This is a genomic window from Curtobacterium sp. 'Ferrero', from assembly GCF_002412165.1.
In the GTDB taxonomy this organism is placed as follows: Bacteria; Actinomycetota; Actinomycetes; order Actinomycetales; family Microbacteriaceae; genus Curtobacterium.
The window spans coordinates 219,276-230,206 of the sequence record NZ_NXIA01000004.1; the positions used below are offsets into that span (position 1 = coordinate 219,276).

10 protein-coding genes and 1 rRNA gene are annotated in these 10,931 nt (G+C 72.4%); 1 reads left to right on the forward strand and 10 read right to left on the reverse strand.

The features are described from left to right. Positions 1-71: 71 nt before the first annotated feature. Complete coding sequence (locus tag Csp2054_RS06400) at positions 72-518, forward strand: DUF2510 domain-containing protein (protein ID WP_096898462.1); 447 nt, start codon at positions 72-74, stop codon at positions 516-518. A gap of 29 nt (positions 519-547) precedes the next feature. On the opposite strand, the gene Csp2054_RS06405 is transcribed toward Csp2054_RS06400, so the two are convergent. The 10 genes from Csp2054_RS06405 to rrf form a co-directional block, all read right to left on the reverse strand. Beyond that, positions 548-1,516, reverse strand: a complete 969-nt coding sequence (locus Csp2054_RS06405) for a site-specific tyrosine recombinase XerD (RefSeq protein ID WP_096898498.1) — start codon at positions 1,514-1,516, stop codon at positions 548-550. A 25-nt stretch (positions 1,517-1,541) separates the two neighbouring features. Continuing rightward, positions 1,542-2,111: an NUDIX domain-containing protein gene (locus tag Csp2054_RS06410; RefSeq protein WP_176491588.1), complete on the reverse strand. Its 570-nt coding sequence runs from the start codon at positions 2,109-2,111 to the stop codon at positions 1,542-1,544. Between the two features lie 136 nt (positions 2,112-2,247). Then, on the reverse strand, positions 2,248-3,957 hold the full coding sequence (locus Csp2054_RS06415; protein ID WP_096898463.1) for a CTP synthase: 1,710 nt from the start codon (positions 3,955-3,957) through the stop codon (positions 2,248-2,250). A 210-nt stretch (positions 3,958-4,167) separates the two neighbouring features. Then, entirely contained in the window at positions 4,168-5,862 is a 1,695-nt protein-coding gene (gene recN / locus Csp2054_RS06420) for a DNA repair protein RecN (protein WP_096898464.1), read from the reverse strand. Continuing rightward, positions 5,859-6,857 carry an NAD kinase gene (locus tag Csp2054_RS06425; protein WP_255252635.1) on the reverse strand — a complete coding sequence of 333 codons (999 nt, stop codon included), beginning with the start codon at positions 6,855-6,857 and terminating at the stop codon, positions 5,859-5,861. Before Csp2054_RS06425 ends, recN begins: the two co-directional genes overlap by 4 nt. After that, the gene (locus tag Csp2054_RS06430) at positions 6,854-7,693 is read right to left on the reverse strand and encodes a TlyA family RNA methyltransferase (RefSeq protein ID WP_255252636.1); all 840 of its coding nucleotides are present in this window, start codon (positions 7,691-7,693) and stop codon (positions 6,854-6,856) included. The genes Csp2054_RS06425 and Csp2054_RS06430 overlap by 4 nt, the downstream gene beginning before the upstream one ends. After that, a complete protein-coding gene (locus Csp2054_RS06435; protein WP_141399156.1) occupies positions 7,686-7,910 on the reverse strand; it encodes a hypothetical protein in 225 nt (74 codons plus the stop codon). The genes Csp2054_RS06430 and Csp2054_RS06435 overlap by 8 nt, the downstream gene beginning before the upstream one ends. Before the next feature lie 10 nt (positions 7,911-7,920). Then, positions 7,921-8,886 carry an HAD-IIA family hydrolase gene (locus Csp2054_RS06440; protein WP_255252641.1) on the reverse strand — a complete coding sequence of 322 codons (966 nt, stop codon included), beginning with the start codon at positions 8,884-8,886 and terminating at the stop codon, positions 7,921-7,923. Positions 8,887-8,923: 37 nt separating this feature from the next. Next, positions 8,924-9,691, reverse strand: coding sequence for a hypothetical protein (locus Csp2054_RS06445; protein ID WP_255252637.1), 768 nt, complete (start codon positions 9,689-9,691; stop codon positions 8,924-8,926). A 1,147-nt stretch (positions 9,692-10,838) separates the two neighbouring features. Then, a 5S ribosomal RNA gene (rrf, locus tag Csp2054_RS06450) occupies positions 10,839-10,931 on the reverse strand; the annotation flags it as partial.

Below are 10,931 nucleotides of genomic sequence, written 5' to 3' on the forward strand. Positions count from 1 at the left end.
TGTCGGCGGCGACGCCGGAGCCGTAGCGTCGGGGTGCACCATCCGCACTCCGTCTCCTCGAGGAGGACCCCGTGACGCTCCCCGCCGCCGGCTGGTTCCCCGACCCGCAGGACGCGACGCGCCTGCGCTGGTGGGACGGCCGCACGTGGGGGAACGACACCCGTGCCCTGCCGAGCCGGGCGGTGCCGGTGGTCCCCGTCGCGGTGTCGCCGGTCGGACCGTCGTTCTCGGTCGGGACCGGCGTGATCCACACCCGTCCGTGGGCCTCCGACGCGGGCAGCGCACGCCGGGTCTGCGTGGTGACGATCGTCGCTGCGGTGGCTGCCGCCGTCTCGACGCTCGTCAACCCGCTCGGACTCGTCAGCCTGCTCGCACTCGCTGCGGGCACCGCAGCCGTGATCGCGCCACGGACGACCGGGCGATGGCGGGTGCTGTCCCGGAGCATCGCGGCGAGCGCCCTCGTCGTCGGGGTCGCCACCGCCGCGGTCGCGGCATCGGCCCAGTTCGGCCTCTTCTGACGCTGACGACCCGCCGTCCGCGCTGGCCCCTACCCCCGCCGCGCCCGCGGGTGCGCCGTCTGGTACACGTCCCGCAGCATGTCGGCGGTGACCATCGTGTAGATCTGCGTCGTCGCCACGCTCGCGTGCCCGAGCAACTCCTGCACGACCCGCACGTCCGCGCCGCCCTCGAGCAGGTGCGTCGCGAACGAGTGCCGGAACGTGTGCGGGGACACGTGCGCCTCGAGACCCGCCGCCGCCGCAGCCGACCGGATGACGAGCCAGGCGCTCTGCCGCGACAGCCGGGCGCCGCGGGCACCGAGGAACAGCGCCGGCGTCGATGGTCCCCGCGCCGCGAACACCGGCCGGGCACGGACCAGGTAGGCGTCGACGGCCGCGCGGGCGAAGCTCCCGAGGGGCACGATCCGCTGCTTGTTACCCTTGCCGGTGACACGGACGACCGAGACGCCGTCCTCCGCGTCGGTCTGCACGTCGTCCACCGACAGGCCCACCGCCTCGGAGATGCGCGCGCCGGTCGCGTAGAGGAGCTCGAGCAGCGCCCGGTCCCGCAACTGCACGGGGTCGTCCCCGACCACCGCCCCGAGCAGGAGCTCCATGTCGTGCACGGGGATCGCCTTCGGCAACCGCATCGGCGCCTTCGGCGGTCGGACCGCGGTCCCGGGGTCGAGCGGCAGCCAGCCCTCCGCTGCGGCGAACGCCGTGAAGGACCGCACCGAGCTGAGCATCCGGGCGATCGACCGGGGCGCGAGCGGCTCCGGACGGGTGGCGAGGTGCTCGACGAACCCGGCGACGTCCGCACGGGCCAGCCGTCCCACGTCGCGGACGGCCTCGGCACCCCCGGCCCGGTCGGCCCCGTCGGACTCGACCGTCGGCGCGGTCGCGAGCCACGACGCGAACACACCGAGGTCCCGTCGGTACGCGGCGACGGTGTGTTCGGACAGCCCTCGTTCGATGGCGACGTGCCGTAGGTACGAGTCGGTGGCACGGTCGAGCGCGATCACCCGGCCAGCGTAACGACGGGCGCTACCGACGCGCGGCGGCCTCGGCCGCGAGCACGGCCACGATCAGCGCGGAGTTGTGCAGGCGTCCGGCCAGGACCGCCTCGACGAGCTCGGCGCGCGGGACCCACCGCGTCACGATGTCGGCCTCCTCCGCCTCGCGCTCGAAGGCCGAACCGGTCGGGCGGACGCCGCTCGCACGGAAGATCTCGATGAACTCGTCGCTGCCACCCGACGACGTGTTGTACGTGACCAGGTGCGACCAGTCGTCGGCTTCGAGGTCGGCCTCCTCCGCCAGCTCGCGCTGCGCCGCGGTCAGGTGGTCCTCGCCGGGCTGGTCGAGGAGGCCGGCGGGCAGCTCCCAGTCCCGCAGGCCGACGGGGTGCCGGTACTGCTGGATCACGAGCACGCGTCCCTCGTCGTCCTCGGCGTACACGGCGACGGCTCCGGTGTGGTCGACGTACTCGCGCACCATCGTGCCGTCCCCGTAGGCGACGGTGTCGCGCCGGATGTCCCACACCACGCCCTCGTACACGACGGAGGAGTCGGTGACGTCGAAGGTGGTGGGCTCGTCTGCGATGGGTGCGTCGGTCACGTGGTCAATCCAAGCACGCCCGCGCGCCGGAACCAGGTTTCGGGCACAGCACCGCGCAATTCCGTGGTGCTGTGTCCGGAACCTGGTTCCGCCCGCCGGGGACGCGACCCCGAGACGGCCTGGAGGCGCGGTCGCGTCAGGCGGCCGACTCCTGCGGGTCGAACAGGCTCGAGGCACCCGCACGCTCGATCGCGGCACCGACGAGCCCCGCGAACAGCGGGTGCGCGTTCGTCGGACGCGACCGGAGCTCCGGGTGCGCCTGCGTGGCGATGTAGAACGGGTGCACCTCGCGCGGCAGCTCGACGTACTCGACGAGGGTGCCGTCGGGCGACGTGCCCGAGAACACCAGGCCGGCGTCCGCGATCTGCTGGCGGTAGTGGTTGTTCACCTCGTAGCGGTGGCGGTGCCGCTCGGACGCCTCCTGGGCGCCGTAGAGCTCGGCCGCGAGCGACCCGTCGCTGAAGTGCGCCGGGTAGAGACCGAGCCGCATGGTGCCGCCGAGGTCGCCGCCCGCGATGATGTCGACCTGCTCGGCCATCGTCGCGATCACGGGCGTGGTGGTCTCCGGGTCGAACTCGGTGCTCGACGCGTCGGTCAGGCCCGCCTCGTGGCGGGCGTACTCGATGACCATGCACTGCAGGCCGAGGCACAGGCCGAGCGTCGGGATGTGGTTCTCACGTGCGAACCGCAGCGCACCGAGCTTGCCCTCGATGCCGCGCACGCCGAACCCACCGGGCACGCAGATGCCGTCGACGTCACTGAGCTGCTTCGCGGCCCCCTCGGGCGTGGTGCAGTCGTCGGACACGACCCACTTCAGCGTGACCTTGGCGTTGTGCGCGAACCCGCCGGCGCGGAGCGCCTCGGTGACCGACAGGTACGCGTCGGGGAGGTCGATGTACTTGCCGACGAGGGCGATCGTGACCTCCTTCTTCGGCTCGTGCACGGCGTCGAGCACCGGGTTCCAGGCCGACCAGTCGACGTCGTGGGCCTCGAGCCGCAGGGCGTCGATGATGACCTGGTCGAGCCCCTGGTCGTGCAGCAGCGTCGGGAGGTCGTAGATCGACGGCACGTCCACGGCGTTCACCACGGCGTCCTCGTCCACGTCGCACATCAGGGCGATCTTGCGCTTGTTCGAGTCCGACACCGGGCGGTCGCTGCGGAGCACGAGGGCGTCGGGCTGGATGCCGATCGAGCGGAGCGCGGCGACCGAGTGCTGCGTCGGCTTCGTCTTCTGCTCGCCCGACGCGCTCATGAACGGCACGAGCGACACGTGCACGAAGAACACGTTGTTGCGGCCGAGTTCGTGCCGCACCTGTCGGGCGGACTCGATGAAGGGCTGGGACTCGATGTCACCGACCGTGCCGCCGACCTCGGTGATGATGACGTCGGGCTGGGGGTCGTTCTCGGCCTGCTCGCGCATCCGACGCTTGATCTCGTCCGTGATGTGCGGGATGACCTGCACGGTGTCGCCGAGGTACTCGCCACGACGCTCCTTGGCGATGACGCTGGAGTACACCTGCCCGGTCGTGACGTTCGCCGCCTGCGAGAGGTTGATGTCGAGGAACCGCTCGTAGTGCCCGATGTCGAGGTCCGTCTCGGCGCCGTCGTCGGTCACGAAGACCTCGCCGTGCTGGAACGGGTTCATCGTGCCCGGGTCCACGTTGAGGTACGGGTCGAGCTTCTGCATGACGACCTTGAGGCCGCGCGCCGTGAGCAGGTTGCCGAGGCTGGCCGCCGTCAGGCCCTTGCCGAGAGACGAGACGACCCCGCCGGTCACGAAGATCTGCTTCGTCACCTTCGGGGTCTCGTTCGAAGAATGTGTTCCGCCGCTGTAAGTGTCCGCCACGGGCTTCCATCCTACGTCAGATCGGACGGGAGGCGCGACTCACGTTCGCCGCGGGCGTTGCGGCAGGTGCGTGGTCGGTGCGCTCCGCCTCGGGCGCGACCACGGAGAGGGGCCCGCCTCTGCGGTCGTGCCCGCCTCTGCGGTCGCTCCCGACTCGGCGGTCGTACCCGTCGCGGCGGGCGCGGGTCGCGCCTCCTGGCAGGGACGTCGTCAGACGGACTGGCCGGCCACCTCGAGCAGTTCACGGGCGTGCTCGATCCCGCTCGCGCTGTCGCCGAGCCCGGACAGCAGCCGCGCCATCTCCTGCAACCGTTCCTCGCCGTCCAGCCGCCGCACGCTCGACGAGGTGACCGCTCCGCTGGCGTCCTTGACGACGTTCAGGTGGTTGTTCGCGAACGCGGCGACCTGCGCCAGGTGCGTCACGACGATCACCTGGGTGCGTTCGGCGAGCTGTGCGAGTCGGCGTCCGATCTCGATCGCCGCCGCTCCGCCCACGCCGGCGTCGACCTCGTCGAACACGAACGTGGGGACCGAGGTGCTGCCGGCCATGACGACCTCGATCGCGAGCATCACGCGCGACAGCTCACCGCCGGACGCTCCCTTGCCGATCGGCCGCGGGTCCGTGCCAGAGTGCGGCTGCAACAGGATCGCCACCTGGTCGCGGCCGTGGCGGCGGTACTCGCCCGCGTCGGTGACCTCGACCACGAGGGTGGCGCCGGCCATCGCGAGGGACCCCAGCTCCGCCGTCACGCGCTTCGCGAGGTCGCCGGCTGCCTTCGTCCGTGCCGCGCTGAGCGTCGCGGCCGCCGCGGCGAGCGCCTGCTCGTCCCGCTCCACCGCCTGCTGCAGTCCGAGGATGCGGTCGTCGTCGCCGTCGAGCTCGAGGAGCCGCTCCCCGGCGCGCTGGCCGTAGGCGATGACGTCGTCGACGGTGTCGCCGTACTTGCGGGTGAGTCCCGCGAGCAGCGCGCGGCGTTCGTTGATGAGTTCGAGGTCGTGACCGGCGTCCGGCTCGAGCGATCCGAGGTAGCTCGACAGGCTCGCCGAGGCCTCCGTCGCCTGGATGCTCAGCTCCGTCAGTTGCTCGAGCACGGGTTGCAGCGCCGTGTCCGACGAGGCGACCCGTTCGATCGCGCGGCGGGCGGACTCCACGAGCCCGACGACGTCCGGCGCGCCCTCGAGCGCCTCGCTCGACAGCGCCTCGTGCGCCAGGCCCGCGGAGAGCCGGAGCTCCTCGAGGTTCCCGAGGCGCTCCGCGCGTTCGGCGAGCTCGACGTCCTCGCCGGGCTGCGGGTCGGCCGCCTCGATCTCGTCGGAGGCGGCACGGATGCGCTCCGCCTCGGCCACCCGGTCGTCCCGGTCGCGGGTGAGCGTCTCCAGCTCCCCCGTGTGCTGCTGCCAGGTGTCGTAGGCCGTGACGTAGGCGTCGAACGCCTTCTGCAGCCTGGGGCCGCCGAAGCCGTCGAGCGCGGCGCGCTGGGCAGCGGCCGACGTGAGGCGGATCTGGTCGGACTGGCCGTGCACGGTGACGAGCTGGTCCGCGAGCTCGCCGAGCACGGCGACCGGGGCGCCGCGGCCCCCGACGGTCGCGCGGCTGCGGCCCTCGGCCGAAACCGTCCGGGTCAGGATGAGCTCGCCGTCCTCGACCGCTCCCCCGGCGTCCTCGACCCGTTCGACGACGGCGTCGTGGTCGGGGACGTGCCAGCGCCCCTCGACGACGGCGGTCGACGCACCTCGGCGGACCGTGCCGGCATCGGCCCGTGCGCCGAGGAGCAGCCCGAGCGCGGTGACGATCATCGTCTTGCCCGCGCCGGTCTCGCCCGTCACGACCGTGAAGCCCGGGCCGAGTTCGAGCGTGGCGTCCCCGATGACCCCGAGGTCGGTGATCGAGATCTCCTCGATCACTTGACGGGCCCCACACTCGAACCGGGCTCGGCGGCGGTGCCGGGCTGGTCGCCGCGAGCGGTGCCGGGGTCCTGCTCGTACTCGTCGTCGCGCTGCGGTCCGCGCCACCCGGCGACGGGCAGGCGGAACTTCGCGACGAGCCGGTCCGTGAACGGGGCGTCCTTGAGCCGCGCGACCCGCACCGGTTCGGGCGAGCGGTGGACCTCCACGCGCGCGCCCGGCGGCAGGTCGTGCGCACGGCGACCGTCGCACCACAGCACACCCACGCCGCTGGTCCGCCGGAGCACCTCGACCGCGAGCGTGCAGTCCGGACCGACCACGATCGGCCGGGCGAACAGGGCGTGGGCGCTCAGCGGCACCATGAGGATGGCGTCGACGTCGGGCCACACGATGGGTCCGCCGCCGGAGAACGAGTACGCGGTCGACCCGGTCGGCGTGGACACGACGACGCCGTCGCAGCCGAACGACGACAGCGGCCGGCCGTCCACCTCGGTCACGACCTCGAGCATGCGCTCGCGCGAGGCCTTCTCGATGGTGGCCTCGTTCAACGCCCAGGACGAGTACACGGTCTCCTGCCCGACGACCACGTCGACCTGCAGGGCGACCCGCTCCTCGACGTGGTAGGCCCCGGAGAGCGCGCGGTTGACGGTCTCGGTCAGGCCGTCACGCTCGCTCTCGGCGAGGAACCCGACGTGGCCGAGGTTGACCCCGACGATCGGCGCACGCGTCCCGCGGACCAGCTCGGCGGCCCGGAGGATCGTGCCGTCGCCGCCGAGGACGATGACGATCTCGAGGTCCTCCGCCTGGACGTCGACGCCGAGGATGTCGACCTTGCCGACCGAGGCCTCGGCGCGCCGGACGTCGGCGTACTCGTCGAAGGGCATGACCGGCGTCACGTCGGCCGCGTGCAGGATGTCGCAGACCTCGACCGCGGCGTCGATCGAGTCTTGCCGTCCCGTGTGCGAGACGAGCAGGATGTGCCGTTCGTCGCTCATGCCGACCCTTCCGCCAGGTCCGTCGCCCGGCCGATCCATTCTGTCGGATTGGTACCGACACCACGCTGGAAGCGCGCCAGGTACTCGTGGTTGCCGTGCGTGCCGACGATCGGCGACGCCGCGAGTCCGGAGGTCCCGAATCCCGCGTCCCACGCCGCCCAGAGGACGTTCATCAGGGCGTCGTTCCGCAGCCCGGCATCGCGCACGATCCCCTCGCGCACCCCGCCGCGACCGACCTCGAACTGCGGCTTGACGAGGAGCACGAAGTCGTCGGAGGGGACGGCCTCGGCGAGCACCGGGAGCACGATCCGCAGCGAGATGAACGACAGGTCACCGACGACCAGGGACGTCTCGGCGGCCGAGGGGTCGAGCGCCGCGTAGGCGTCCGCGGTCAGGTTCCGGGCGTTGCAGCCCTCGACGACGGCCACCCGGTCGTCCAGGGCGACGACCGGGTCGAGCTGGCCGTGCCCGACGTCGAGGGCGATCACCCGCCGGGTGCCCCGGGCGAGGAGCACCTGGGTGAACCCGCCCGTGCTCGCGCCGACGTCCAGCGCCACCCGGTCCGTGGGATCAACGGCGAACGCGTCGAGCGCTGCCACGAGCTTCAGCGCGGCACGGGACACCCACTCGTCGGCGGTGTCGACGGTGATCTCCGCGTCCGCCGGCGTCGGGCTCGACGGCTTGACGACCGCCGCACCCCCCACCGTGACCCGGCCGGCCTGGATGAGCTTGGCTGCTGCGGTGCGGGACCGTGCCAGCCCGCGGCCGGCGACGAGCGCGTCGAGGCGGACGGTCCCGCCACGAGCGCCCACGGGTGCTGCGGCGGACTCAGGCACTCGCCGTGCCGCCGCTCTCGAGCCGGGTGCGGAGCTCGTCGTGCAGCGCGGCGAAGGCATCGGCGCGGTCCGGGAGCTCGAGCGCCTCGGCTGCCGCGGTCCGCGCCGCGAAGTCCTCGTGCTCGCGCTCGGACACCGGCGCCGAGGCACCTCCCGGCTTCGGACGCGTGACGTCGTCGCCGAGCTGCTGCGGCGTCGGGCGGTCCTCGTTCGGCACGTCGGTCACGCTACTCGCCGCCGTACAGCTTCGGGTCGACGTCCAGGCCGTAGATGGCCAGGCCCGACTCCCAGATGATCGTCGCGCCCGCGCGCAGGCGGTCGAGGTCGTCGCCGTCGTCGAGCACGCGGACGACGTGCCCGCGCATGGCGACCGTCGCGTCGCCGACCGTGACGTAGCGCGTGCCGTCGTCGTCCGTCCGCCGCACGGTCACCGGGTAGGGCTCCGACAGCCCGCGGAGGTCGGCGAGGATGTAGGTCGGCCGCGACTTCGGGTCGGCCGCGAGCACCTGCTTCGCCTGGTCGATGCCGGTGAGCACGAGCACGCTCGGGATGCCCGCGTCGTTCGCGCCCTTGATGTCGGTGTCCAACCGGTCGCCGATGAACAGCGGGTGTTCGCCGCCGAACCGGGCGAGGGCCGCGTCGAAGATCGGCCGCTCGGGCTTCCCCGCCACGACCGGCATCCTGCCGACGGCCTGGTGCACCGCGGACACGAGCGTGCCGTTGCCCGGAGCGATGCCACGCTCCACCGGGATCGACCAGTCCATGTTGGTCGCGACCCACGGCACGTCGGGGTCGGCCAGCGCGAACGACGCCTCCGCGAGCTCCTTCCACCCGAGGTCCGGCGAGAACCCCTGGATGACGGCTGCCGGGGCGTCCTCGGCCGTGTTCGTGACCGTGAACCCGGCTTCTTCGACGATGCTCGTGAGCCCGAGGCCGCCCGTGACGAGGACCGTGGCCCCGGCGGGGACGAGCGTCGCGAGGAGTCGGACGCCCGCCTGGGACGACGTCACCACGTCGTCGGCCGAGACCTCGAGTCCGAAACCCTCGAGGTGCTCGGCGACGTCGACCGGTCGGCGCGACGCATTGTTCGTGATGTACCCGACGCGTGCGCCGAGGGATGCCCGGGTCAGCGACTCCACGGCGTGCGGGATCGCGTTCCGTCCGCGGTACACGACGCCGTCGAGGTCCGTCAGGACGACGTCGACGCCGTGCGTCGGCGGGACCGGGGTGTCAGCCGGCTGCGGAGCCGTCGACGTCGACGGGGTTGTCGTCGTCGATCTCTCCGGGCTCGTCGGCGGCACCGGGCTCGTCGAGGGGTGCTGGCTCGTCGACGGGTTCGAGCTCGTCGTCGGCGTCCTGCTCGACTGCGGGCTCGTCGAGCTGCTCGACGTCGCCTTCGCCGCGTCCGTCGTCCTCGATCGCTTCCTCGACCACATCCACCGTCTCCCAAGCATCCTCGTCCGCGGCCTCGGCCAGGGCCGCGGTCGCGTGATCGACACGGGCCCACCACTCGTCGGCCTCGTCCTGACGGCCAAGCTCCTCGAGCGTGGCCGCGTAAGCACTGTAGAGCGCCGGAGACCAGCTGTAGGCCGTGGTCGGGTCGAGCTGTGGAATCTCCAGTTCACCGAGCGCGGCTGTGGGGTTCCCGAGGTCGAGGCGCGCACCGGACATCGCGATCGCCAACTCCACCTGCACGGGGGTGTCGAGGGCCGCACGGTCCACCGACCGGCCGAGCTCGAGCGCGCGCTCGGGACGACCGAGTCCGCGCTCGCAGTCGACCATCATCGGCAGCTGGTCGTTCTTGCCCGAGATCCGCCGGTAGGTGCGCAGCTCGCGGAGGGCCGTGGCGAAGTCCCCGAGCCGGTACGCCGTGATCGCTGCCGTCTCCCGGACGACACCCACGCGGCCCGCGCGACGCGCAGCGCTGAGGGCGTGCTGGTTCGCGGTCTCCGGGTCGGAGTCGACGAGGAGCGCGGCGGACACGAGGTGCTTCGCCACCCAGTCGGCGTTGTCCTTGCTGAGCGTCTTCAGCTCCGCACGGGCAGCCGGGTCGAGGTCGCGTGCCTGGACGCCGTCGGGGATCTCGGGGTCGTCGTGGCGCGGTCGGATCGACTTGGTGCCGTAGGGGTCGCGGTCCTCCCAGTCGTCACGCGCGCCCTCGCCGAACCGAGCGCCGGCGTGGCGGGAGCCGTCCCCGAACCGGCGCCGTTCGTCGCCACCGTCACGGCCCGGGCGGTCCGAGCCTCCACGGAACGGACGATCGCCGTCACGACGCTCAGGCCGCTCGCCGTCCCGACGCGGACGGTCCGAGCCGCCGCGGAACGGACGGTCGCCGTCACGCGCGGGACGGTCCGAACGGAACGGACGGTCCCCGTCGCGACGCGGACGGTCGGAACCCCCGCGGAACGGACGGTCCCCGTCACGAGCCGGCCGATCCGAGCGGAACGGACGGTCCCCGTCGCGACGCGGACGGTCGGAACCCCCGCGGAACGGACGATCGCCGTCACGCGCCGATCGATCCGAACGGAACGGACGATCGCCGTCACGAGCCGGCCGATCCGAACGGAACGGACGGTCACCGTCACGGCGCGGACGATCGGAACCCCCGCGGAACGAACGATCCACGTCTCGCTGCGAGCGACCCGCTCCGCGCGGACCGTCGCCGCGCGGCGGACGTCCGCTGTCGCTGCGATCCCCTCGCCAAGCCGGACGGTCGGGTCGCTGCGACCCGTCTCGGAACGGACGAACACCATCGCGGCGAGGACCACCGTCACGGCGATCACCTTCACGACGCTCGAAGTCGCGGGGCCCGGACGACCAACGGCCACCCTGTCCACCGTCACGACGGGGCCCACGGTCTCCGCCTCGACGCTCTCGATCCGACCGGCCTTCGCCGTCCCGTCGCTGTTCGTCGTCGTTCGCCACCGTCGCTCCTCGTCTGCGCGCCCGGGTTCCCGAGCAGTCGTCCGCTGTGTCGTTGTCGTTGGGTGTCGTCCGCGAGCCCGACACGCTCACAGTCCATCACGAACTGGGCGATGCGTCGAGGCGAACGGACGCCAAACACAGAAATGGCCACTGGCCACCGCGAGGGCAGGTTTCCCTGCTCTCGACGGAGGGCCAGTGGCCACGTCTTCTTGCAAAATAAGTCCGGCGGCGTCCTACTCTCCCACAAGGTCCCCCTTGCAGTACCATCGGCGCTGAGAGGCTTAGCTTCCGGGTTCGGAATGTGACCGGGCGT

Bases quoted from the DNA above. Each gene is read 5' to 3' on its own strand.
- Csp2054_RS06425 (WP_255252635.1), bottom strand. From the start codon at position 6,857: ATGAGCGACGAACGGCACATCCTGCTCGTCTCGCACACGGGACGGCAA.